The sequence below is a fragment of the Labrys sp. E2SS-1L genome, from assembly GCF_057073705.1.
In genome coordinates this window covers 1-25,343 of the sequence record NZ_CP172713.1, presented here as the reverse complement: position 1 = coordinate 25,343, position 25,343 = coordinate 1, and the positions used below count along the sequence as shown (strand labels likewise).

Annotated in this window: 15 protein-coding genes; 7 read left to right on the top strand and 8 right to left on the bottom strand. The window is 56.9% G+C overall.

The window, feature by feature from the left end; genetic code table 11:
• Positions 1-168: 168 nt before the first annotated feature.
• The 7 genes from ACIGJE_RS25890 to ACIGJE_RS25860 all read right to left on the bottom strand — a co-directional run bounded on the left by ACIGJE_RS25890 (position 169) and on the right by ACIGJE_RS25860 (position 14,159).
• Complete coding sequence (locus ACIGJE_RS25890; protein WP_483680780.1) at positions 169-636, bottom strand: Ros/MucR family transcriptional regulator; 468 nt, start codon at positions 634-636, stop codon at positions 169-171.
• 281 nt (positions 637-917) lie between these two features.
• Entirely contained in the window at positions 918-1,718 is an 801-nt protein-coding gene (locus ACIGJE_RS25885) for a methyltransferase (RefSeq protein WP_483680779.1), read from the bottom strand.
• Positions 1,719-2,149: 431 nt separating this feature from the next.
• On the bottom strand, positions 2,150-3,499 hold the full coding sequence (locus tag ACIGJE_RS25880) for a M48 family metallopeptidase (RefSeq protein ID WP_483680777.1): 1,350 nt from the start codon (positions 3,497-3,499) through the stop codon (positions 2,150-2,152).
• A 450-nt stretch (positions 3,500-3,949) separates the two neighbouring features.
• Complete coding sequence (locus ACIGJE_RS25875) at positions 3,950-5,416, bottom strand: HlyD family type I secretion periplasmic adaptor subunit (RefSeq protein WP_483680775.1); 1,467 nt, start codon at positions 5,414-5,416, stop codon at positions 3,950-3,952.
• Positions 5,413-7,581 (bottom strand): type I secretion system permease/ATPase, encoded by a 2,169-nt coding sequence (locus ACIGJE_RS25870; protein WP_483680774.1) that lies wholly within the window; start codon positions 7,579-7,581, stop codon positions 5,413-5,415. Before ACIGJE_RS25870 ends, ACIGJE_RS25875 begins: the two co-directional genes overlap by 4 nt.
• Before the next feature lie 45 nt (positions 7,582-7,626).
• The gene (locus ACIGJE_RS25865) at positions 7,627-7,866 is read right to left on the bottom strand and encodes a hypothetical protein (protein ID WP_483680772.1); all 240 of its coding nucleotides are present in this window, start codon (positions 7,864-7,866) and stop codon (positions 7,627-7,629) included.
• Between the two features lie 275 nt (positions 7,867-8,141).
• Positions 8,142-14,159, bottom strand: a complete 6,018-nt coding sequence (locus tag ACIGJE_RS25860) for an adhesin (RefSeq protein ID WP_483680771.1) — start codon at positions 14,157-14,159, stop codon at positions 8,142-8,144.
• A gap of 681 nt (positions 14,160-14,840) precedes the next feature.
• On the opposite strand from ACIGJE_RS25860, the gene ACIGJE_RS25855 reads away from it, so the two are divergent.
• The 4 genes from ACIGJE_RS25855 (at position 14,841) to ACIGJE_RS25840 (ending at position 19,451) form a co-directional block, all read left to right on the top strand.
• The gene (locus tag ACIGJE_RS25855; protein ID WP_483680769.1) at positions 14,841-15,473 is read left to right on the top strand and encodes a hypothetical protein; all 633 of its coding nucleotides are present in this window, start codon (positions 14,841-14,843) and stop codon (positions 15,471-15,473) included.
• A gap of 503 nt (positions 15,474-15,976) precedes the next feature.
• Positions 15,977-16,429, top strand: coding sequence for a recombinase family protein (locus ACIGJE_RS25850; protein ID WP_483681179.1), 453 nt, complete (start codon positions 15,977-15,979; stop codon positions 16,427-16,429).
• 851 nt (positions 16,430-17,280) lie between these two features.
• Entirely contained in the window at positions 17,281-19,191 is a 1,911-nt protein-coding gene (locus ACIGJE_RS25845; RefSeq protein ID WP_483680768.1) for an HAD-IIIC family phosphatase, read from the top strand.
• Positions 19,188-19,451, top strand: coding sequence for an acyl carrier protein (locus ACIGJE_RS25840; RefSeq protein WP_311939230.1), 264 nt, complete (start codon positions 19,188-19,190; stop codon positions 19,449-19,451). Before ACIGJE_RS25845 ends, ACIGJE_RS25840 begins: the two co-directional genes overlap by 4 nt.
• A gap of 78 nt (positions 19,452-19,529) precedes the next feature.
• Here the strand turns inward: ACIGJE_RS25840 and ACIGJE_RS25835 are convergent, their stop codons facing one another.
• Positions 19,530-20,837: a MaoC/PaaZ C-terminal domain-containing protein gene (locus tag ACIGJE_RS25835; protein ID WP_483680766.1), complete on the bottom strand. Its 1,308-nt coding sequence runs from the start codon at positions 20,835-20,837 to the stop codon at positions 19,530-19,532.
• Positions 20,838-21,556: 719 nt separating this feature from the next.
• Between ACIGJE_RS25835 and ACIGJE_RS25830 the strand changes: the two genes are divergently transcribed.
• The 3 genes from ACIGJE_RS25830 to ACIGJE_RS25820 all read left to right on the top strand — a co-directional run bounded on the left by ACIGJE_RS25830 (position 21,557) and on the right by ACIGJE_RS25820 (position 24,986).
• Positions 21,557-22,930, top strand: a complete 1,374-nt coding sequence (locus ACIGJE_RS25830) for a tetratricopeptide repeat protein (RefSeq protein ID WP_483680764.1) — start codon at positions 21,557-21,559, stop codon at positions 22,928-22,930.
• Entirely contained in the window at positions 22,914-23,783 is an 870-nt protein-coding gene (locus tag ACIGJE_RS25825) for a class I SAM-dependent methyltransferase (RefSeq protein WP_483680762.1), read from the top strand. The genes ACIGJE_RS25830 and ACIGJE_RS25825 overlap by 17 nt, the downstream gene beginning before the upstream one ends.
• A 489-nt stretch (positions 23,784-24,272) precedes the next feature.
• Positions 24,273-24,986, top strand: a complete 714-nt coding sequence (locus ACIGJE_RS25820; protein WP_483680761.1) for a hypothetical protein — start codon at positions 24,273-24,275, stop codon at positions 24,984-24,986.
• The last annotated feature ends 357 nt before the right edge of the window (positions 24,987-25,343 follow it).

Sequence of the window (25,343 nt, the reverse complement as noted above, 5' to 3'; positions counted from 1 at the left end):
TTCGATGAACGAAGGAAAGCACGAAGTTCATGGCGTAGGGCCATGGCGTGCAATGACTTGCGCATTGCGGTTTTGCCTCATACGCCAGACTTACCGGAAGCGAGGCTGGAGAACCTTGATCTCGATCATCCAGCCCTTCGCAAATCGACATGTCTGACGTCGAAACCGCTACGCTGCCTTCTTCCTTCTGCCCTTGCTGGGTGCGGGAGGGGGTGGTGGCGGAGCGCTGATGGCCTTCCGGCCTTGTTGGCCGAGGCCGAGTTCCTTAGCCAGACGCGAGCGGGTGGCCGAATAATTCGGCGCAACCATGGGATAGTCCGAAGGCAGCCCCCACTTCTCCCGATACTGCTCTGGCGTCAGGCCATGGGCCGTTCGAAGATACCGGGTCAGCGACTTGAGTTTGCGCCCGTCTTCCAGACTGATCAGATAATCCGGGGTGATGGATTTCTTGATCGGAACGGCGGGTTTTGGCGGAGTATCAGCTTCAACCGGCCTGGGATTATTCAGACCGGTCAGGCTTCCATGCACAGCGCGGATCAGATCCGCAAGGGAAGCGGTGGCAACCTGGTTGTTGGCGACATAGGCCGAGACGATGTCGACCGTCAGGTCGACCAGACTTGTGTCTTCTTCGAGCATGTTCAGTCACTTTCTTTTTTGTGTCGATGTCGAAGTGAGTGACATTTTTCTTATATGCGCAGCTTTGTGGACCCGATCGCTACGCTGACGCAGATTCTCAGGCAAATTCCGGTAACTGTAAAGCTCATCTGCAAAAATGACCGCAATCTCAGCAGCACTGTTTCGATGATTTGTGAATTATTCCTCGACCATCGGTTTGCCCTGCCTCAATCAGGACAATTGCCGGCAGCCAGAGAACATCCGAATTACATTCGCCTGTCTCCGAACATCGAACCATCTGCCTAAAGCAGAACGAGCTGCTCGCTCTTGTCAGCCAGAACTCGCACCTGGTGACGTTCCCGCCACTCGGCAAATTCCATGGTGACGATCTCACACAAGGGTGCGACGCCGCGCCATTGATCGCGATAGATGCTGGTGTCGATGCCAATACCACAGTCCATGAACAGGCCCGTTCGCTGCTCAAACTCGACGCCTGCCCCTGAGGTCAGCCGCTCGAAGCAGGGACGCCCGGAATAGCGGAACGATGTCGAGCCTTGCGGCAGGAGGAATACGCCGTTGTCCGCAATCTGAGAGGCGACGTCGATCACCGCGAACTCGAAGGATTTAAAGCCACGGCGACCGCCCGATGTCGCCACCTTGCCGAAGGGCGGATTGGCAATCGCCCAGTCGAACATGGCTCCCTCAAGCTCGTCCTTCCGCCATTGCCGCCAGTCGAGCACATCGGCGCAGATCCAGCGCGCTTCCGGCAAGAGTTTGCGGCCGATCTCAACGAAACGCGGATTGATCTCGACGCAGGTCAGTTCCACCTCGCCCCGCCATTTGGAGCGCTGCTGAACCCAGTAGGCGAGACCACCGATCCCAGCACAGAGGTCAATGACCCGGCCCTGCCCTGGCTCAAGGGCAAAATCGGCCGCCAGATCCATCGGCGAGAAGAACGCGCCTGCAGCCGTGACATTGTTCTCTGCTATCGGATGCCAGTTCTCCAGGACGAAATCCTTCTCGTCCTCGCTCAGCACATCTTGCCTCAGCAAGGCTTCCGCCTCCGCGTGCACCTTCATCTCCGCTTTGCTCAACTTGCCCATCCTGCTGCTCTTTCCGTTGGATCGGCGAAGCAGGTGCCCGCCTGCTTCCCGAGCTCGTGCGGAACAGCGTGTGGGTGGGGGGCAAGCATGAATTGGGGAGGGGTTTCGCCCGCCCGCAGGGCGCCGCCCCTATCGGCGGCGAGATTGTCTGAGCGCAGCGAAGAGAATTTCGGGGAGACCCCAGTTCATGCTTGCTGGGGAGGGAGAGCAGCGTTCTCCCTCCCGTCTCTCACGAAATCACGGCAGAGCGTTTGTCGGCGCGCGTAAACCGGTTCCGGCAAATACCCAAGTTATGTCCGACATCTCAAGAAGCTAGGAAAATGATTTCCAAAGTGACCCGGTAAGATTTCTGAAAATCGCAGATCTGTAATTTGTGAAGCACGTCCCGCTCTGGAAGCGACCGGCTACATCCTTATTGTCAAGATCGTTCACTAAGACTGACGAGGAGCACCATCTGGTGGCTGCGTTTGTGCTCCCGCCACAAGCTGTTGCCGCTGTAATGCTGACAACTCTTCTTCATAAGCGTTCGCCTCATGAAACAAGCCGACCGATCGATCCTCCCAGTCTGGCCCCAGGATTTCGGCGGAGATCATATCCCGTTTTACGCCAATGTGATCAAGACGCGCTGTTATCGGCGGATGAGTGTCGATCGGGTGGCTGATCTCGCCGTCGTCAATTGCAACTGCAAGAAGGTGTCCCTTTACCCCCGTATATGTGTTGGAACAGTAGTGCTGGAAAAAATCAGAGAGGTTTCTATGGGTCCCTTCCTCGTTCGAGCCCGCAACGGCGTTGCTCAATACGTCACTCCACAACGGCGAATAGAGACCGACCTTCAATAAGGCAACTCCGAGGCCCATCGGACTGGCGGCACGCATTCCGACAATGTCAGCCTCGAACTCCCGCTCACGACCGATCCGGCTCGCTGCTTTTGAAAACTCATAGAGGCAAAGACTGAGTATCGCCTGAACCGGAATGGAATAGAAAGTACTCCATCCCCAGCTGGCCTGCGATGCGGTCAATGTACGTTCAAGCCGAACAAAGGCTGGCGCGAATTTGCGGGAGTAGACAGTATCCTTACCTATAAAATGTCCAAGCTCATGACCGATAACAGCAGCGAGCTCCTCTTTCCTCAGCACGCGGCAAAGAGGAAGGGAGAGATAGAGCGTTTCACCGTGGAGGATTTTGTCGCTGCCTGCCAGACTTATCGGTTCCGAGGTGACATAGAATGTCGGCTCCAACCCAACCACGACATGATCCGGCGAAGAAGCACTCAGGCGCCCTGCCAGTCCATCCAGGAAAGTGAAGAAAGAGGGTTCCTCCTCGCGAACCAAAGTGTGGCCCAGCACTGGCATGGGTGGGCGCTTGAGGAAAGCCAGCGAAGCCATCAGTACGGCGATGCCGACCAGTATCCCGCCTCCGCCAAGGATCAGGACCAGGTTGAAGTGAACACTGCCGAGTGTTTGCGTTTCCGCCCGAATAATCGTCGCCGCCACCAAGATACCCTGCAAGATGACGGCAAGGCCGACAGCCAAAGTCACGATACGCACGGTTGGGCCGAACAGGCTGGCAAGCGCATTCCTGTTGCGTCCCACGGCGAACGGCACGACCAGTGAAAGAACAATCGCCATGGCCCCCAGAAGAAGGGTCAAATAGATAGTGCTATCGAAGAAAGCGAAATCGGACGGCCTCGATTTCTGCGCGTGAACGATGAGCCAGGATAAGGCCGGCACGAGCGCGATCGAGACAATGAGGATAGCAACTCTCTTGAGGACAAACTGCACGTCTCAGAGCTTTCTGAACGGGATCGAGGAAGGGACGCGAAAGGGTAAATCATAGTACGGCTGCGCCCATTGCCCCAATCTCCAGACACCGTCCTTAATTGCGATTCAGCCTGTAATCATATTGCCTGGTACGACCAAAATTCGGATCGTTTCCCAGGCGAATGCCTCCGTTTCCTGTCCCAGAATTGAAGCTCTTTGGTGGACCACTTTCATCATCAACGCTCCATTTTGACGCTGGCGATGGTAATGCGGGATCGGCTGTCCTGGCCGGAAGTCCAGCATTGTACGACTTTTTATGGGTGAGCCTCTTGTTTCCCGCCAAGGCAGGGTTTGCGAGCAGCGAGCCTATAGCCACAGCTATAACCAGGACCATTTTCATTCAGTCACTCCAGAATTTCCTTAATTTCCATAGGTGTGTTGGTCGAGGCAGGCTCCATCAGCCGATATCGCCTACCTCTCCTTCAGAGCCTCGCTCGCGACCTCGACCAGGGGCGAGAAGACATATTCGAGGATCCTGCGGCTATCGGTCTTGATCTCCACGGTGGCGGCCATGCCGGGGGTGAGCGTTACGCGATGGCCATCGGCATCCATCACTTCGCGATCGGGGGTCAGCGTAACCGGGAACACCAGGTTCTGAGTGCGCTCTGCCCCAGCGAAGGTTGACTTTGCGATCTGAGCGGCCGGATTGCCCTCGAGCTGGGCGGCATCCGGCTCGGGAATGGCGTCGGTCGCGACTCTGGCGACCTTCGCATTGATGGTGCCATAGCGGGTGAACGGGAAGGACTGGATCTTCACCACCGCTTCCTGCCCTGGCCTGACGAAGCCGATATCGGTGTTGAGCACATAGACCTGGAGCTGAAGCTTGGAGTCGTCCGGCACGATCCGCATGACTTCCTGTCCGGGAACGACGACCTGGCCGATGGTACCGATGATGGAGGCCTGCACCGTGCCCGAGATTGGCGCCAGGATGGTCTTACGCTCACGCTGGGCCGTGGCCTTCGCAAGCTTCTGGGTGAGATCGTCGATCTGACGTTCGGCCTCTCCAAGTTTTGAGGCATTGTCGGAGACGAAGGTCTCGACCGTCTTGTCGATCTCGCGCGCCAGTACCTCGGCGCCGGATTCAGCCTCCGCCAGTTCGGCCTGGTGAATGGCCAACTGCGTGATCTGATACTTTAGGGTCTCGGTGGCATCGATGACGCTGGCTTTGGTCACCGCCTGCTTGGCCTCGGCCGTCGAGCGCATGGTGACACGCTCCTGAAGGGTGGCGATCAGGGACTGCTGGGTTTCGACGGTTTGCTGGCTGCGATCCCGCGCAATCAGCTTGGCCTGGCGCTGGGCCTGCAGCGAGGCGAGGCTCGAGCCGAGCTGGCTGAGGTCGGAATTGAGGATGTGCTGTTCGCGGCTGTGTAGAAGCTCGGGGATGTCATCGCTCCAGGCAATGGAGGGCGGCGGTGTCAGCTTGCGCTGATGGGCGGCCTCGATGGCCACGCGCCGCCGAGCCGCCTCGGCCTTGAAGGAGGCCAGGCTGCGGGTGAGGCCCGCTTCCTCCGCCAATTCCTCGGTGGCATCGAGCGCGAGGACTACCTCGCCCTGCTTGACATGGCTGCCGTCGACGGGTGGCAGGGTTTTGACCTTGCCGGCCTCCAGCGGCTGGATGATCTTGACCTTGCCGGTCGGCTCGAACTTGCCCTGCGCCACCGCGATGATGTCGATGCGGCCAAAATAGGACCAGAGCAGCGAGACCACCACGAAGGCGCAGATGATCACGATCAGGGCCATGCGCACCGGTGAAGGCGGCGTCTCCAGGATCTCCAGGGCCGGCGCCAGGAACTCCTGGTCGGAGCGACGCGGCTTGAGGCGCTTGGGCGGCCTGGGGATCGGCTGGCCGGCATTGGGCGGCGGAGACTGCGCGTTCATTCGGCAGCCTCCATCCTGTCGTTCTGCAGGGCCCACAGCCTGGCATAGACACCGTCGGGTCTGGCCAGCAGCTCGGCATGGCTTCCGATCTCGACGATGCGGCCATCCGCCATGCCGACGATACGGTTGCAGGGCCGGACAGCGGCGAGGCGATGGGCGATGATGATGACCGTGCGCCCCTGGACGATCTGGCGCATATTGGTCTGGATCACCCGCTCGCTCTCATAATCGAGTGCCGAGGTCGCCTCGTCGAAGATCAGGATCGGCGGATTGGTGGCCAGGGCTCTTGCAATGGCGATGCGCTGGCGCTGGCCGCCGGAGAGATTGGCGCCGCGCTCCTCGATGATGGTGTCATAGCCGGCCGGCAGCTTGGCGATGAACTCGTCCGCCCCGGCAAGCCTGGCGATGGCGATGACATTGGCCCGCGGCAGGGCCGGATTGGCGAAGGCGATGTTGTCGTGGATGGAGCGGTTGAACAGGAGGTTCTCCTGCAGGACCACGCCGATCTGGCTGCGCAGCCATGCCGGATCGACCTGGGAGAGATCGGCGCCGTCGAGCAGCACCTGGCCTTCCTCGGGCGTATAGAGACGCTGGATCAGCTTGGTCAGGGTCGACTTGCCCGATCCGGACGCGCCGACGATGCCGATGACCTCCCCGGGCTGGACGGAGAGCGAGACAGACTTCAACACTTCGGGTGACCCGGGCCGGTAGCGGAAGGTGACGTTCCTCAGTTCGATCAGGCCACGGGGCGGCGGCAGCACCAGGCTGGTCTGGGGCGAGCGCTCCATCGGCGTGTTGAGGATGTCGCCGAGCCGGTCCATCGAGATCTTGACCTGCTGGAAATCCTGCCAGATCTGGGACAGGCGCAGCACCGGCTGGGTCACCTGCCCAGCGATCATGTTGAAGGCGACGAGGGCCCCGACCGAGAGTTCGCCATCGATCACCGCCTTGGCCCCGAACAGCAGCAGCAAGGCGGTGGAGAACTTGGAGACGTATTGGATGGCGTTCTGGCCACCGGCGGCCAGCATGGTGGCGTCGAAGGAGGTCCGGACATAGGCGGCCAGGCGCTCGGACCATTGGGCGTGCATCACCGGCTCGACCGCCCCGGCCTTGACGGTCTGGATGCCGACCACCGCCTCGACCAGGAATTGCTGGGAGACGGCGCCGCGGTTGAACTTCTCCTCGATCATCTTGCGCAAAGAAGGACGCACCGCCACGGCGATTAGGATGTAGAGCGGGATCGAGCCGATGACGATGAGGGTGAGCTTCCACGAATAGGCCCAGAGCACCGCGATAAAGACGATGGTGAAGACGAGGTCGATGGCCGAGAACAATCCCTGGCCGGTCAGGAAGTTGCGGATAGTCTCTAGTTCCCGCACCCGGGCCACCGTCTGACCGGCCGAGCGTGTCTCGAAATACCCGAGTGGCAGGCGCAACAAATGGCCGAACAGCTTTTGGCCGAGTTCGACGTCGATGCGGTTGGTGGTGTGGGAGAGAGCGTAGCTGCGCAGATATTGCAGCACCACGTCGAACAGGCCGATGATGGCGATGCCGGCGACCAGCACGAACAGGGTGGAATAGCCCTTGTGGGAGAGAACCTTGTCGACCACGACCTGGAAGAACAAGGGCGTCACCAGGGCGAAGATCTGCACGAAGAGCGAAGCCAGCAGCACATGGGCGAGCGGCTTCCTGTAGCGCCAGAGCGAAGGCAGGAACCAGCCAAGGCCGAAGGAGCGTGGATCCGAGCCCGCCCCGCGCAGGCGCCGGCCGATCAGAACGACCTGGCCGCCGATCTCCGCGAGCAGGGCCTCCAGCTCAAGCTCTCGATCGATGCGGGTGATGGGATCGACCAGGCGGAACTTGCCACTGGGGTTCTTGCCGCCGAAGACCTGGAAGGAGCCATCGGCCACCCGCACGATCGCCGGCACTGGGATGGTCTCCAGGCGCTTGGGCGTAAGCCGGCCCACGATACGGGCCTTGAGGCCGATCATGGTGGCGGCGCGCACCAGGTCGCGCTCACCGGCCAGCCGCCCGGTCAAAGCGAGTTCTCCGGCCAGATGCTTGGGGTCGGCGGCGATGCGGAAGAAGGCGGCAATGCCGCACAGAGCCCTCAAGCCGGAATCGAGCGGCTCGGTTGGGGAAGCAGAGGCGGAAGCTTGGTCCATGAAGACTCGGAGAGAAATAACGGAAAACGCCGCAGGCCGGCGCGCCTATCGGGAAGAGGAACCCCAGCCGCCATGGGTAGGCTCGCTGCCGCCACCGGAAGCCAGGAACCCGCCTTGGAAGGGATCGTGGTGCGGACCGATCGTGGCTGAGCCCGACTGCGTCCAGGAGGCCAGCGTGTTGATCCAGCCGTCGAAGAAGCTGTGAAGGGCTTCGGACGCCGGTGTCGAGGCAGGCTGGGCGCGCGCTTCGCCAAACCAAGGTGAGGCGCCAGAGCTGCCGCGCACGGGCTCGTAAACGAAATGCGCTCCGTGATCGCCGGCGCTTCCACCGCGGCCGGGGCCGGCATTGTGCCAAACGGCGGACTGTTCGCCCTCAGCAGACGTATGGCCGGTTTGAGAGGGCGCGTCACGAAAAACGGACCAAAAGCGCTGACTGAAATCGCGAGACATGAGCAATGATCTGAAGTGGATAGAGGAAGCGCGGGAAGGGAAACTCTCCTTCCCGCGTCGACGCGTTTGTCAGTCGGGCTGCCAATGGCGAGCCCGACCGGGAGCACTCCTCAAGTGAAGTGGAAGTTGCTCTGCTGCAGGCTCGACACCGTGGTGTTCTTCAAGGTGATCACGTCGTTGGCGTCGGCCGTGATGATGGTGTCCGCGCCCGATTGCGTAGTGTGCGAGAGCAACGTCGCCCAGTCTGCAAAGACGTTATGGTCGATGTTGATCTGATCGGAGCCGGCGCCGGAAGCGCCGTAACCGGTGATCGTGCTGTGGCCGATATTGGAGGTGAACACGAACGTCTCCGACGTGCCGTTCACGCTGATCGTAGAGTTGGCGCCGACATTGATGACGTCGTTGGAGCCGGTCAGGGTAATGGAGGCATTGGCAGCCAGATTGACCGTGCTGTTGGAGATAGTCGCCTTCTCGTTGGCTTTGTAGACATTCAGCGTATTGCCAGTCCCCGTGGCCACGAACGTGCCACCATCCCAATCCATGTCGAGTTCGTTGTTGTTGCCATTCACCGTCATCGAGCCACCCGGCCCCATGCGCACGGTGCCATTCGCAATCGTCACCGTGTTGCCGGTACCTGAAGCGTTGGAGATCTGGCCGCCGGATCCAGTGACCTTGACCGTGTTGTTGCTGCCGAACAGGATGGCCTGGCTGTTGGCAGCGACATTTACGGTCGCCGAGCTCGCCGTCAGATTGTTGTTCACACCGCTGACGTTTACGACATTGGAGGTGCCGCCAGTGATGCTGAGACTGGCGGCATTGCTCAGATTGAAGACATTGCCCTTACCGGTAACAGTCGCCGTGTCGGTTCCCCCGCTCAGCGACAGGGTATTGAAGTCGCCGTTGATGGTGGCGGTCACATTGGCGCCACTGGCACTGGCCGTCAGGCCGTCTGCCTTCATGACAGCCGTTGCCGTGTTCGGGCCACCGGCGGTGGTTGGCGCCTTGGTGGTGACCACAGACATGTCCTGGCCATTGGCACTGACATTGTTCACCACCGTTTGCTTGAATGAACCATCGGCATTGTAGTCGGTGATGGTCTCAGTGATCGATCCGTCGATATGGGTAAGGGAACTGTCGATATGGTCGATAGTGCCGTTGTTGTCGGTATCAGCCTTCAACGTCGTGACCGTGCCATCTGCACTGATCGTTTCCGTTCCCTTCGCCACGACGGTACCGCTGGCATTGACGTCCTGGATGGTGCCAACCTGCGAGCCATCGATCTGGGTCTGCCAAGTCTCGGTATGCTCGAAGGTACCATTGCCGTCATAATCGGCCTGCAACGAGATCGACAGGCCATCAGCACTTGTGTTTTGGATTATCTTAGAGGCTACCGTTTTGTTGGAGGTAGCGACGGCCGAGTTCCATAGCACCCTGCCCTTGATCGGATCGAGCGCCTTGGCGGCCGAATCGTTGGTGACGGTCAGAGTGCTGGAACCGTCAATATTCTTCACCGTGGTGAAGGTTTGATGGGTGGCGAGGCTACCGGTCGAACTCCCTTCCCAGCTCGCGCGGCCGAAATTCCAGACCCCGCTATATCCCGCCCCTATTGCCGCCCGCGCAGTCCCATAGGAGTCTCCTGCTCCCAAGATACCACGACCATTGGTGAAGCGCGTATTGCTGCCCCGGAAATCCACCGTCGTCGTCGTTGTTTTGCCATCCGCGCTAACGGTGGTTGTCGTGCTCATCAACACGACATCCACAACCGTCGTGCCCCATTGGACGGAACCAAACCCATCGCTGGAGCTTATCGTGCTCGTCCGATAATCCTTGATTGTCTCCGAATAAGATCCATCGGCATTGTAGGACCGAGTGATGGCCCGTTTGTTATCGACGGTGCCATCGCCGTTATTATCCCAGGTAATATTGGTTTTTAGGCCATCGTAACTGGTTGTCGTCTTCATCTCGTTGAGCTTGGAGCCGTCCAACGCGTAGTTGGTGAGATATTCGTTACTGCTACCGTCAGCGAGTTGGAAGGTATTGTCGATCTGGTCGTAAACACCATCAAGGTTGATGTCGCGTTGGACGGTAAAGGTACGCTCGACGTCCTGGATGGCGGTGACAGTATTCTCGAAATGGCCATCCTGGAACTGATCGGTACGCCAGACGATGGTCTGGCCGCCGTCATAGGTCACGGTCTTGGTACTGTTGTACTTGTCAGCGCCACCGATGCCGTCCGTATCGATCCAGGACGAGACGGTGCGGCCATCGGCTGAGGTGTTTGTCACCGTCCGCGCCATCTGGGTCGTGCCGTTGTTGCTGATGACATCTCGCGATGTGCTGCCATCGGCATTGACGGTGGTGGTGTCGGTCTGACTCTGGTTAAGCGTACTCGATGACCAGGTGTTGGTGACGCTCAGCCCATTGCCGCTGGTGTTGGTGACGTAGCGGCCGGTTTCCACGCCCGCCTTTGAATAGACATGGGTAGCGGTCTTCGAACCATTGGCATTGAGGACGATCTGATTGGTCTCGCCGGCATCGAAGGAGCCATTGCCATCGAGGTCGAATTGCTTCGACACGTTCAGGCCATCGGCACTGGTGGTGATGACCGTCTTGTCCTTGGTGGTCACAGTATAAACAGGCGCTGCCGAGGTCGCCACGCCACCACTCAGATTTGCATCGATGATCATCTCCACGTTCGAACCGTCGGAATTGAGCACGACGACATCCGTGGTTTGCGTTTCGGCAAGGCCATCGCCGTTGGCGTCATACTGGATCGTGGTGGAAAGACCATTGGCGCTGACGGTCTTGTAGCTCCCGCGAGTTCCGCCATAGCTGCGCCCCGAGGCCGACTTCACGGTGCCGTCCATGCCCGATGTCGTCACCGAACCATCCGCATTGACCCGGGTGACCGTGGTCTGGTCGACAACGGCGTCACCGTTAAGATCCTTGGTCACGGTAGTGGTCAGTTGGTCGGCGCTTATGGTGGAGGTCGTCTTGTCGTGCAGGGTATTATTGGCGTTGTTGTTCGCGACCACCGTGGTCACCGAGCCATCGGCATTGTAGGTCTTCACATTGGTGTTGGTGCGATCGATTGTACCGTCACCATTGCCATCCATCTGCGATGTGACGGATAGCCCATTGGCGCTGGCGGTCGTGATGACCTTGCCGCGCAAGAACGTCGTGCCGAGATAGTCACTGTAGGTCTCGGTTTTCGAACCATCGGCATTGAGAACCGTCACGTCGGTGATCGTGTAGTTGACGGTTCCATCGCCCTCTGGATCGATGCTCAGTGTCGACGACAGTCCATTGGCGCTGACCACCTTGGTGGTCGTCGAAGGTGCAAGGCCGATTGTGTAGGTCTTGTCCAACGTGGTTACGGAGCCATCGGCATTCACCGTTACAACGCGGGATTGGTCGATATTACCGTCTCCGTCGACATCCGTGTTCACGCTGGTCGTGCGCTTGTCCCCGCTGATGGCGGTAGTCGTCTGGTGGATCAGTGTCCCATTGCCGGCCTTGGTGGAGACCGTCTCGCTGGTTGAGCCGTTGGCATTGAGGGTTTTGACGTCCGTGACGGTCTGATCCGTTGTGCCGTTGCCGTCGATATCCTTGGTCGTGGTAACGGAAAGCCCGTTGGCCGAAACCGTGGTTGCGGTGCGGCTCAAAAGAACCGTGCCGGCGCCATTATAGCTGGACACGGTCTCGGTTCGTGAACCATTGGCATTGATCACCGTGGTATCGGCGGTTTTGGCATCAAAGGTGCCATCCCCATTGATATCGTTCTGCGTGGTGACCGAAAGCCCGTTACCGCTGGTGGTAAAGACCTGCTTGCCGAGCAAAGCCCCATTGCCGCTGAATACCGACTTGGTCTCGGTCTTGGAGCCGTCGGCATTCAGAACGACGAGGTCGCTGGTCGAGCCATCATAGACGCCATCGCCAGTCAGGTCGCTCTGTACTGTCGTGCTCAGGCCGTTGGCGCTGGTCGTCGTCAGCACCTTGCTGATCAGGCTGCCATTGGCGGCGAAGTCGGAGACCGTGCTGGTCGTCGAGCCATCGACATTAGTGATGCGGACCCGCGTCTCATCGACGTGGTCATCGCCGTTGCCGTCAATGTTGACCGTCGATGTCAGCCGATCAGCGCTGTCGGTCGTCACGCTCTTCGAGAGCAAGGCCCCGGAGTTGCTGGTGACCGACACGGTCTCGGTGCGGCTGTTGTCGGCATTGAGAACGATGGCATCAACCGTTGTGCGGTCGGTCGTGCCGTTGCCGTCGAGATCGTCCTGCCTGGTCGAGGTCAAACCATTGGCCGTGGTCGTGATGATCGACTTTCCCGCCAGCGTACCGTTGGAACCGGTATTGGTTATTGTCTCGGTGCTCGAGCCATCCGCGTTCTTGACGATCACATCCGTATTGATGAGATCGTAGGTGCCATCGCCGTTGATATCCGTCTTGGTGGTCTTGGTCAGGCCATCGGCTGACGTCGTGGTCAGCGTGCGACTGATCAGCGTGCCGTTGGAAGCGAAGTTCGACACCGTCTTGGTGGTCGAACCGTCGGCGGCCGTCACGATCGAAACGGTCTGGTCGGTAGTGCCGTTGCCATCGGCATCTGTACTAATGGAAATCGTCTTCTTGTCAGCGCTGGTCGTGGTCACTGTCTGGCTGAGCAGGGTGCCGTTGCCGGACTTGTCCCAAACCGTCTGCGTCCTGGTGCCATCGCCGGCAATCACTGTGCCATCGAAGCGAATTTCATCGGCCGGTCCGTCGCTGTTCCAGTCGAAATATTCCGTATTGCTCAGCCCGTCGGCGCTGATGTTGGTGGTGTGAATGGTTCGCTCGGAGCCGTCGGCATTGTAATCGACGATCCAGGTCACGTGGGTGCCGTTCGCCGCCACGCTTCTCGAGATCTGCTCCACCGTGTCGAAGGTGCCGTTGCCGTCTTCGTCGACCTGGATGGTGGAGGTAGCGCGATCGGCGCTCGTGATCGTAACAGTCTTGTCGAGGACCGTGCCGTTGCTTCCCGTATCCGTGACAGTCTGTGTCCGGTTACCACTGCCATCCACCACGGTCACATCGGTCTCGATCTGATCGAAGCTACCCGAGCCTGCATGGTCGATCTTGGTGGTTTTGGACAGGCCATTCGCGCTGGCGATCACCTGGGTCTGGTTGATCGTGGTTCCATTGACCGCGAGGTTGCTGGTTGTGGTCGTGGTCGAGCCGTCCGCTTCCAGGTTTTTGAGCTGCCTCTGGTCGACGATGCCGTCACCGTTCTGATCGACTTCCGTCTTCACCCAATGCAGATCGGTCGAGCGCTCCGTCCTGGTCGAGTCCCGCAGCGAGCCATCGGCATTGTAATTGCTGACAGTCTCGATGTTGGAATAGGTCGCCCATTTGCTGTCGACAACCGTTTGCGAGCGATCGAACACGCCATCGCCATTGTCGTCATATTCGATGGTCTTGCTGGTGCCGGCGGCGTTCGCCGTGACAACATTCTCAAATGCCTTGGAGCCATCCTTGTTGTAGCCAAGGATATCTGTGGTGACCGAACCATCTGCGTTGGTGATCTTCGTCTGCTTAACTACATAACTGCCCGATTCCGTCGCCAGGGTGGCGTCACCAACCACACCCGTCGTGCCATCGGTTCTGGTAAAGGTCGTCGTACCGGTAATCTTCGAACCATCGTTGAAGGTTTGTCCGCTTCCGGTCGGGGTGAGGTCGATGGATTGGATGCCGAGGGAAGCAAGGCTTACCATCTGACCGTCGACCATCACCTTAAAATTGGCCCAGTTGGCATCGCCGGCGTCGAGCTTGCCGTTGTGATTGGTATCGAAGACGTTCTTCAGTGCCTCAAGGTCGCTATCGGCAGTCGAGTCCCACTCGGTAAAAGCATATTCCTTCGAATTGCTGATCTTGCCGTCTCCATCAGCATCGAAGATCAGAACGCCATCGCCCTTACCAGCCCAGGCCGTACGATGCTGATAGCCATCGCCTTTATCGTCTACAAATTGTGTCGAAGAAGACAGGGCCGTCACATTCAGGCCGTCGCCGTCGAGATCAAGAACGACAGGCTTGCTGCCCATGTTCTCGCCGCTGCTGGCGCTGGCGCGCCCTCCCATGCCATTGCTATTCATCCCCGGGCCCGCAGGGCCCGTGCCTGCAGTGGCACCACCACCCGAGGCGTTGCCTCCACTACCATGGCTAGTAGTGCCCCCCCCAAACGAAGTACTAGGTCCGGAGAACCCCAACGCGCGCGCGAGGCCACCGCCATCGGTGGCTGCTGGATTGGAGCCAGCGGGATTAAAGCGGTCCAGCCCAGTGTTTCGGTGCGGGTCAAGCCATGGATTAGACAAGGCACTCTGATTAGCTGCAAGCGCTTGATCATAGGTGTTATGATAAAAACCTGCAGCATCACGGAAGCCGGCATCCGTCTGGGTATTCAACGGATTGCTGCCCGGGGCTCCGACGGTTGGATGGCTGGATGGAGCGCTTCCGGCTAAGCTCTGTGGGGGCACTGATGTGTCCACACCAAAGGCGCTTAGAATGCCTCTGGCAGCTGCAGTAAGTGCACCGACGAGACCACCTGCGATCCCTAAACCAGCGCTAATTGCGCCCCCTAACGCATATGCAACCACTCCCAACGCATTGGAAGCTATACTCTCTAAGGCTCCTGAAATATTACCTATCGAAAGATTTGCGAAAAAGCCGGCCGCACCACGCAACGCGGATATTCCTACCCCAAGTAGGCCGCCAAATATAGATCTAATCCCAATAGACGCCCCGTCACCAAGATCACCTAATATCGAAGACTTATTATGAACACGGATGCCGCCGGCGATGTAAGTATGAAAGTCGGCTACCTCAAAATTGTAGGTACGCCATCCACGCTTAATCGATGGCACCAGGGCGATGTCACCTTCGAAGCCATAAAAGATTTCCTCTCCTTCTTCAAAGAGGTGGCGTGTTTCCTGCGAATATGCAATCAGGTTAGGGAAGCTGTTCAGGTGAACGTTGGCGTTCGAGTGAGCTTGTATGCCCGTCCGCGCACGGACCTCCACAGGCCGACCGTCAACCTGCCTTACGATGGCGCGGTCAGCTTCAAGGACGGCAGCAATAGTCAGCCAATCTCCGTTGTCGCTCAGCACAACATGCCCCGGAGTCATCCTCAAGCCATACAGGTCGATGATGGTATCCGTAAGATTACGGAAGAGACGGGTAACTTTTTTCGGCTGAAACCGTCCTTTGCCACCCTCGGCCTTTGGATCGAACGCCATGACCTCGTCACCAATAACGATTTCGTCGATTGGCTTTTCTGTTCCATCCGCCATGAGGATTGGAGTGCCGGCAAGAAAGCAATGCGGGAGACCTCCCTCCTCATCGTCGCCATAATTCTTGAGGTATGCTCGATCGGTGGGAAGAGGAAGGCCTTCAAAAGCTGGATAAGCTAGCGAATCGAAGACAAAAGACGCCTTCCTCGGGTCGGCTCCGTTCTCCGCCGCATACGCAAACCCGGCCACAAGTCCCGTGCTAAATCCAATAAGAGGAGCAACTGGCGAAAGAGGGCTTCTTTCGGCACCATACTGAGCACCTCGACCATATAATGCCCCGACGGACGTCGCACTAAGTCCCACACTAATTGATTTCGCAGCTGTGCTGGGTGGGTTATATGCCCCCCCAATGGCGGCACCCAATGACGCTCCAAATGCTGGCGCACTATAATCTTTGCCGACCTCACCAGCGACCTGTGAGGCAGTTCCCTTTATATCCATAGCATCCCCCAATCACTGACATTCACTAAAGAGCCAATACAGAAGGAAGACCGGCTCAATTTACCCAATCGACGACAATAGTTAGCAAAACAAGAATAATAATTATCGCCTTTATCCAGATAGATATATCTGATATAATAATTATTGCATAAAGACCAACAGCAAAAACCACACAAAACAATATTGATCTTAATATCTTATATGTATTTGCGTGTTTTATTTTTTCCAAAAAATGTATTATAGAGCCGTTCACTTGCATTTATTTTTCCTTACCTTACGGCGCACTTAGATCGTGTCAACATCGTCGAATAAGGTGCTTCCATCCAAGAGACGGGACTCCACACTGCCCATTCTATCTGGTCATCCGCGCAGGCAAAAAGAGCGACGCCGTCCGGAACGGCCACATTGAATACGAAACATCACTCAACTTTCTGCGCGCCGGCGAGGTCTTGATAATCAGGCAGATCGACCGCCTAACTCGATCAAACTGTGATCTCCATGATATCGTCCACTTCCTTGGGGCAGAGGCGCTCACCCTGCATGCGACCGAACAACCGATTGACGCCTCGACATGCCCAGCGCCTTCGCCATGTTTGAGGCCAATCTGTGACGGAGAACGGCAAATGAAAGCATAGCCTCTCTCATGCACATCAATTCTACAATAATCCCAATAGTGCCAAACTCATTCTTCAGGACCATACGCTTTATTAATGCAGCGAAATCTTACCGAAGCCGCGAGCTTCTAAAGATCTTAAAATCTTGCAAAGCCTTATACGCATTCCACATGCGATCGAGCCGCCTCACGAGGCACCGACCGGCGACAAGCACATTTGCAACCGACTCAAACCTTCATCCTTACTAAAGAGGCGTTACCCTATCTTGGATGATGGCTTGGAAGGCGCATCCTGATATAGGCTCGGGGGCAACTGATACTTACGATTTTGTAATTCGCAAATTTTATTTATGTTGGCAAGTGGAAAAACTCCATTTCTCTTGTATTTCTAGCCATTTTAATGTTGGAGGTAGATAATTACCATATCTGGTGGCAATTTTAGAGGAAATTTGAATACGAACTCAAATGAATTGTGGATCTCTTCTCTACATTTTGGACATCTCAAGAGATATTCAGGCACGAAAATCTCAAAACGCGCGCATTTCGGCACACAACGCTTCCCGGTACAATTCTCTTTTTATCGTGACAAGACGCACAATATAACGGACTTATTTCGGTTGACCGCCGATCCCACCAAGCATGCTTAGCGTAGGATCCGTTCTACTGGGCTTGGCCTTCGCGACCTTGAGGATTATGAGTTGTGCCTGATCTCCAAACCGACGCGCGATCGACAGCGCAGATCCGTATCCGCTAAAGTCAGCGCCCTTTCCGGCTATTTAGGCACCGTTGACAAACTTAAGATCTCGATCCTATTGACAACATTTCGTACTCGCAAGAGTCTCGATAATCTATTCTATTTGGAATAGTATACAAGTGAGCGAAGAAATTTCCGTCTACGCCAGTCTTCATTGGTTCCCCTCACCAGGTTCGGACTGGCGCCCGCGATTTCGAGCTTTGGCCAGTGGCAGCGCGAACGTCGAAGCATGGGAGGAAGCGGTCCGGCTGGCAGGCCATCGACTGAATTTTCAGCTCACCAATGCTCTGTCCGAGATCGTCGTCCGATTATTCAGTTACAGCCCACCGGATTTCATTCGAACCAGACCGGAGCGCATGGCCGTCCTGTCGTCATCGACGACCACCCATCTGTTACCCAGCCTCCGCGTCGGCGCATTGCGCCGGGGAATCTGGCTCGACATATATGAGTGCCCCTATGGGCAATATCGGCAGGATGCTTTCCAGGCACAAACAGCGCTGACAAGCTTCGAGCCTACCGCCGTCTTGTTTTCCATCGATGCTGTCGAGATCAGTAAGGGCATCCGCGATTGCCGTACCTCAGCTGAGAGCGAGGGGCTGGTGGAGAAGGTCTGCAGGGACCTCAATGGCTTGTGGGATGCCGTGAGGGAGAAGCGTCCTTGCCGTGTGATCCAGCAGGCGATACTGCCATCCCTACCCTCCAGCTTCGGCAACAATGAGCATCGTTTTGCCGCCTCGCCAAGCGCCTTCATCTCGAAAATTAATTCCCGGCTTCGGCCGCTTGCGGATATGGCAGGCATCGATCTTCTGGGGCTCGATGACCTGGCTGGGCGAGATGGATTAGCGGCCTGGCACGATCGTTCATTCTGGCTGAAAGCCAGGCAGGAAATCTCCCTTACCGCGGCACCTCGCTACGGCGACCATGTGGCCCGCCTCCTTGCCGCCCGTCAGGGTCGCACGGCAAAATGCTGTGTCATCGACCTCGACAATACGCTTTGGGGTGGCGTGATCGGCGATGAGGGGCCGTCCGGGATCGCCATCGGTCAGGGCAGCACGTTGGGCGAGGCTTTTCTCGATTTCCAGAGCTATCTGCTCGATCTTCGCCAGCGAGGCGTGATGCTGGCGGTGTGCTCCAAGAACGACGAGGCGATTGCGCGCGCGGCCTTTACGGCCAATCCAGAGATGCTCCTGAAGGAGAGGGACTTTGCTTGTTTTGTCGCCAATTGGCAGGACAAGCCAAGCAATCTTCGCTCGATCGCCGAGACCTTGTCCATCGGGCTTGATAGCCTGGTCTTCGTCGACGACAACCCCTTCGAGCGCGACCTGGTGCGCCGGGAGCTCCCGATGGTCAGTGTTCCCGAATTGCCGGAGGATCCCGCCGCTTATCCCGCCTGCCTTGCCGACGCCGGCTATTTCGAGGGCGTCGCCATGACCGATGAAGATTGGGCGCGAGCGGATTATTATGCGAGATCCCAAGCGCGGATTCAGGCCGCTTCGACGGCAACAGACCTCCGAAGTTATTTGGCCGACTTGGATATGATGCTGACATGGGCGGAAGTGGACGAAACGAGCCTCGGCCGGACGGTTCAGCTCATCAACAAAACCAATCAATTCAATCTGACAACGCGCCGTTACACGGAAACGGAAATTCGCGCGTTCATGGCTAAATCGAACTATGCCTGCCTGCAATTCCGCCTTGCGGATCGTTTTGGGGACAATGGCCTTATCGCAGTCGTGATCGGGAGCACGTCGAAAAACCGGCAATTCGTCATCGATAGCTGGTTGATGAGTTGTCGCGTGTTGGGTCGCGGAGTCGAGCAGGCAATGTTGAACGTGGTTGCCGAGGTGGCCAGTCGCATGGGAGCCTGCGATATCATCGGCACCTATCGGTCAACAGACAAGAATGCGATGGTGGCCGATCATTACAAGAAGCTGGGTTTCCGAACGCTCGAAGAAAATACCTATGGGCTTAAACTGGACTCGTTTATCCCTCATCCCAGCCAAATTCGGATTACGGAGCTGAAGTCGTGATTTCTGAAGCCGAAGTTTATAGCGCGATGAGGGAGATTTTCTCCGACGTCTTCATGCGCGATGACATTGAGATCTCACCAAGCCTGTCTGCCAAAGACGTCAAAGAGTGGGATTCTTTCAAAAACGTCGAGGTCATCCTGGCGACAGAAACCTACTTTACTGTCAAGCTGACCTCGGCGGAAATCGACAATTTGCGCACGCTCAGTGATCTGGTGCGTATCGCTGCACAACGCGGTCGCTTGCCGGCGCATCCGGCATAGTGGAATTCGTTTCAGCCGGGGCGATTGCTGCACTGGTTTTCACAACGCCATTGGCCCTGCTCGGGAATAGTTGCCTGATCAGGAAGCCTGAAAGGCCCGGATCAGGGGAGTCATGGTCTCAAGCGCATCGGCATTGTGGACGCGAGCCACGACGGCGGTTTGATCAGTGAGGATCCGCGGGAGCCGTTCCACTCTCATTTTTGCTTCGCTAGCCAGTTCGGCGCACAAGATCTCGCCTGCCGTCTTTGCCATTACATATTCCGCCATGCCCTGCGGCCTGGTCTCGACAGCTATGGTCGATGGATAGAAATAAGCGGGAACAGGACCGAGCGCCCGATAGACCTCATGGAAGGCATCGACGTAGAATCTCAAAAAACGACGATGCAGCTCGACATCGAAGCCAGGACCTTTCTGCACAAAGATCTGTGGGCTCGCGAAGTAATAAACGTGCGTGAGGCTGGGCAAGTCGCTGAGTTGAGATGAGGCGGGGTTTGTCGCGTCGAAATGGCGAAACTGGCAACCGATCTCCCCCGCTACGCGTTCGGCATCCTCTCTTCCCACAGCATAGGTAATGATCGGACGCCCTCCGCCGGCAGCGACAAGCTTGGCGGCGACTTCTCCCAGCCCCCTGGATCCTCCGAGTATCAGGGCCGAGGAGCCAGCAAACTCCGTCGGGGATATGCCTGCCGCCGCCGCCTCCATCGACGGGCCCACAACAGGGGGTTTACGTTCGAACGCGATGGTCCTGCCTGCGATACCGCTGCCGGCCACTTTGAGAACAACAATCGAAAACCGTTCGTCAGCGCGTTCGACATTGAACCCTATACCACCGTCACCAGGCGACTGCTCGATAAGGTCGACCTCCACCATCGACAGGATGGAGTTGAGGCCCGGATTGACCATGCCGACAAGCCGGGAGATCTGGCCAAGCGCCGAAACACGAGAGACACCGATCGCCACGCTCAACTTCGGATACGCAGCCCCGATATCTTCCAGACCGACAGGCGGGGAAAGCAAGTTGTAGACAGGTACTGCCGCGCTGCGGATTGGGCCGAATTTTAGGAAAATGGACAGAACGCCAATACTTCTGCATCGAACATCAATTTCCGCTCCGAATTCATCAGATTTAACAACAGAGCATTCAACATTTCTATCCAGTGCAATGAATTTCTCAAATTTTGCTTTAATACTAGAAATATTAGACAGAGATATATGCTCTGCCAGGCTATCTAACGCCCAAAGCAACACGTTCATACCATGAACAACAGGCTCACCAGCCTGTGTACGCCGCGCCAAGATGCAATCCATATGCATTGGGTTCGTATCGCCGGTTAATCGCGCAAACTGTTGTTGGTCAAATTCGTTAAAAACTCGGCTTTCCGACATAATCTAATCCATCCAGTCCCGTGCTTGCTGACAAGAAATATCTTGTGATGTATTTTGTGCCTTATCAAAGCCTATGTATGATTATATCACGCAGAATCTAAATTTATGGCATAAAGGATTTTACTTATTGTCATTTAACAATAATTCTCAAGAATTCGCTTATCCCATGGTCTAAAAGTGAAGGGCGATCGTCAAACCGAAAATCTGGAAGCGGGCCCATAGGTTCTCGGCCTCTTCTCAAATAAACTAGTCGGTCGATATCCGGTTGGAAGCCATTTTTAGAGAAAAACAATAAACGGTAGTCAACACCGACGTTTCACGAAGTTGGAAACTTTTACATCTCGAACCACACACTTTCCTAAGCTTGATAGCGATACGAAACCAGCCAAATCCTCGGATATCGTTGCGACTCTCAAAACTTAAATTACTCTGCTGAACACGATACACAAGTGAACGGAAATTGCCTAAGCGGGAAGAGCCAGCGTTACCAAAATTTGCATGCGCAATATGCAAGCTTTGAAGGCCGTAATGCCAGGATCGATAGGGTAGGTGCAAACTTGAAAAGATCGTCGATCAACGGACCGCTCGCAGCGGTTCCAATGAGAGCTGGAAAGGTCGGCCGCTTGCTGAGACGCGGTAGGCACACCGTGATCAAGGCGTTGCTGGCTGTCCCCACCGCTGTGTTTCGGCGTTTACCCTTTTCCGCACGGGAAAGAGTATTGACCTATCTCACGCCAAGACTTGCGCGTAGCGCATTGTTTCGCAATTCGGCGGTGCGGCGTTTCTACGTTGAATCGGCACATTTTGCTCTCGTCAAGGGAGAATTCGCCCGCGGTCTAGCAACTTGGGAATTGATCCTGGCCACCTGGCCGGACAAGGCAGTCGGCTACCGCGGCACTTCGGGTGCTCTGCGGGCGTTGGGGCGCCTGGACCGTGCAACCGATGTGATAGAAAACGGATTAGTCCGTTTCCCTGACGACGAGTTGATCATTGCTGAAGCAGCGAAAGTTGCCCAGCACTGGGGCAAGTGGCAACAGGCTTTCGAGTATTGGCAGCGCATTGTCCAGCGTCCCGGTGCGAGCCTGGAGTGGCTGCATCATTATGCCCTCGCCTTGATAACGCTGGGCCATTTCGACACTCTCGATACTCTTCTGCGGGATCTGCGCCCGCGTCATCCCGACTTCCACGGGTTCCTGGCCATGGAAGCATTACTGGAGGGCGCGCGACGAAATTACGATCGCTCCTTGGAATTGTGGCGCGAATTCCAACGCCGCCGCCCGGATGATCCCGTTGGTTGGGAGCACTATGGCCGCATACATCAGGCACGAGAACTAGCACGGCTTGAGATCGATCAAGATTCAAACTTGCAAGATGAAGCCAGCCCAGTCACAGGACCCGTGGAGATCGTGGTCATCGAGGATGAGCACCGCCGGGACTTGCTCATGAGCTTTGAGAGCATTGGGCGCGACTGTGAGTTCGGCCTCGTCCAGCGCCGCTTTGGTGCAGAACCCCTCGGCCTGTTGCGTTTCAACGCAGTCAGTTACGGCAGCCTCATTTCGGCACTGGCGCATCGATTTGCTGATATGGGAGCGCCCGAGACCACAGAGCTGATAACTCAACCAAACGGCGAGTTCTTCGTACAGGATCGGCGCTGGGGTCTGGGCATGCATACCTTCGTTTTTCAAGGGCAGCAGGCACCAGAAACTTTGTACACGAAGTTGTGTCAGCGCGTGAAATTTCTAAGAGATAAGCTTCTGTCGGATCTTTCTGAGGGACGAAAGATCGCCGTGTTTAATTCCGCCGACATCACTGAAGAAGAACTCCGGATTTTGTATCGGGCATTGAGGGCGATCGGACCTGTTACTCTTCTAAACGTAAGGCCACTCTCATCAAAGATGGACGGTTGGGCGGGGACAGATCCGGGTGATGTTCTCCAAATCGAACAGGCTTTGTTCGTCGGTTATCTGAGGCGTTCTGGCATTACGCAGGCCCTCACTTGGGATATCGCATTTGACGATTGGGTTAGTATTTGCACAAAGGTCAAGAACGCCGTCAATGCGCGAGATTTAGCGGTTCATGATCAGGCTTCGTAAATTGATGCGGCGCGCAGTGGGGGCGCATTCACCCAGGCATAGCGGCCCAGCGGATCAGTCGGGGATTCTGCCGACTAACGCATTCGAGGATTATGAATCACGGCCTCCAAGTATCCAGAATTGCATCGACGCCATTCCGGGTTGGAATAGCCAATTTCCTCCGGAATATGACGTCGTCGCTGGCAACCGCGTCCCTTTTTTGGATGATCGCATTCTTTGGGCCATCGAGCGCTTTGGAGGCGTTGCCGGTGCCGATGTTCTCGAGATTGGCCCCATGGAGGGCGGCCACACATACCTGCTTCACCAGAACGGCGCCACCATTACCGCCGTGGAAGCCAGCAAGCGGGCATTTCTGAAATGCCTTGTCACAAAGGAGATCACGAATCTATCCCGAGCCCGCTTCCTGCTTGGTGACGGTGTTCAGTATCTCGAGACTGTCGAAAAGCGTTACGATCTGATCGTCGCCTGCGCTGTGCTCTACCACATGCGCGATCCTATCCGTTTTCTGGAAGCTGCGGCGGCGCGGACAGATGCTCTTTATGTCTGGACCTCCTATATCGACGAAAGTGCTCTTCCGCCCGAGAAAAAGGCGTCCAATCGCTTCGATCCCATGCGAGAAATTCGCGACTTCAATGGGACATCCGTCACGCTCTATCGGCGTGACTACGCTAACGTCTACCTGAACCCCGACTTTTGCGGCGGAATCTACAACGAGCCACGATGGATGTCCCGTTCATCCATTCTCGATATTTTGAAGAGCTTAGGGTTCAATCACCTGGAAATAGCCCACGAGCAGCGCCCTTATCCCGCAGAGCATTGCTTTTCCATTTTCGCCCGACGTATTGGAAGTTGAAACATTCAAGGATACTTGGCGCACGGGCTTCAAATCGCGATCCGAGTGCCCGTCTGCGTCTCATGTCATTCAATCAGCGGATCGTGGCCTTCTGAGGCGAACACCTTCTCCGCCATCAATCTCAGGAATGAAATCTATGCCGGCCCGCTCCAGCGCTTGACGCAGTGCTTCAACCGTCACCGCGTTCGCTTTTAGAGGGCCAGACTGAGGTTCCAGTCTCTTAATCGTCGCAATGGAAACTTTTGACGCTTCAGCAAGAGCCTTCTGGTTCCAGTTTAACAGTGCCCGAGCCGCTCGTACCTGCTCACTTGAAAGCGTCATTAAATGAGCCCATTAGCATTATATGATGCCAAAAGAATTGACATTTGTTACCAGCGCGATAGCTTCCAGGTGGTAGCTACTCGTTCTCTATGTTGCCGAAGCGGCTGTGAAGGGTGGTAGGACACCCCGCACAGCCTGACCACAACCAAGCTGCAAGGAGCTCGGATCATGGCTGATTCCGACCATAGCATGACTTTGTCTTTCGTCACCCGCCGACGCCTGCTGGTGGGCACGGCGTTGACCACGCTGACTTGGCCATTTCAGGCCAAGGCGCAGGCAGCCGAACCGCAAACTGGTCACGGCAGCCCGGATCCTGCACTGCTGGCGTGGCAGGCGTGGAAAACCGAAGCGCTCAGGACCGAAGCGCTCTGCCACAAGCAGCAGCGGCTCGAGACGAAGCTGGTCCGAGAAATCGGCTTCCCCCGGACCACACTTCGCCTGCCGGCGAGCAGCGAAGCACTGGAATTCTTCTCGCCGGAAGACATCGAGGCCGTTTGTGGCTCAGCCCCTGAGATGGCTGACCTGAGTACTAAGGCCAAGGCGGAGTTGGCCGAGCATCAGGCGCGCTGGGACGTGGTCGATGAGCAGATCGGCTACTCGGCCACCAAGCAGGCGGAGGTGGAAGCCGGCGAGCGCGAACAAGAGCTCGTCGAGGCTTTGACCGCCACGCCGGCCACCTCGCTTGCTGGCATCGCGGGCAAGCTCGACATGATCTTCCACGAGGGCACGATCTGGGAGGACGACACCGAGTTCCCTCAGCCGCAGATCCGCTCGGCGCTGCGTGACCTGATCCGCCTTGGCCAGGCCCTGGAGCCAAATGTCGTCATGCCGGGCAGCGACCGTGAGACTTCTCGCGCTCGCCAGCATGTTTCTGGCGTATAGCCCGCTAGAGTGCCTTTCGCCTTCACAAGAGCTCGTTGCCCTCGCCTTTTGGCGGCAAAGATACTGGATCCGTGGTCCAACGGCCGATCTCGGATCCATGGCCCGATCTCTCTGATGCCAATCCAGATCCGGGACGAGGTGCCTGCGGGCTTTCCTGCTATTGATAGGATGGTCGAGCCAGGCCAGGAGTTCTCGCCGAGCGCGGGGGGCAGCCCTGCGTTTCGGCTATCATGGAATGTCGTGCTGCGACAATCAAAACACGACTTGAGTCTCCTCGTCTGCTCATCCAGATTGTCGAGCGAAAATCCTTTCGATCTGTCGAGATCCGTATGTGTTGATACCGGAGTGAAACTCCCC

Coding starts and splice junctions, on each gene's coding strand:
- ACIGJE_RS25890 (WP_483680780.1), bottom strand. CDS start 636: ATGCTCGAAGAAGACACAAGTCTGGTCGACCTGACGGTCGACATCGTC.
- ACIGJE_RS25885 (WP_483680779.1), bottom strand. CDS start 1,718: ATGGGCAAGTTGAGCAAAGCGGAGATGAAGGTGCACGCGGAGGCGGAA.
- ACIGJE_RS25875 (WP_483680775.1), bottom strand. CDS start 5,416: ATGAACGCGCAGTCTCCGCCGCCCAATGCCGGCCAGCCGATCCCCAGG.
- ACIGJE_RS25870 (WP_483680774.1), bottom strand. CDS start 7,581: ATGGACCAAGCTTCCGCCTCTGCTTCCCCAACCGAGCCGCTCGATTCC.
- ACIGJE_RS25860 (WP_483680771.1), bottom strand. CDS start 14,159: ATGAATAGCAATGGCATGGGAGGGCGCGCCAGCGCCAGCAGCGGCGAG.
- ACIGJE_RS25855 (WP_483680769.1), top strand. CDS start 14,841: ATGAACACGGATGCCGCCGGCGATGTAAGTATGAAAGTCGGCTACCTC.
- ACIGJE_RS25835 (WP_483680766.1), bottom strand. CDS start 20,837: ATGTCGGAAAGCCGAGTTTTTAACGAATTTGACCAACAACAGTTTGCG.
- ACIGJE_RS25825 (WP_483680762.1), top strand. CDS start 22,914: ATGATCAGGCTTCGTAAATTGATGCGGCGCGCAGTGGGGGCGCATTCA.
- ACIGJE_RS25820 (WP_483680761.1), top strand. CDS start 24,273: ATGGCTGATTCCGACCATAGCATGACTTTGTCTTTCGTCACCCGCCGA.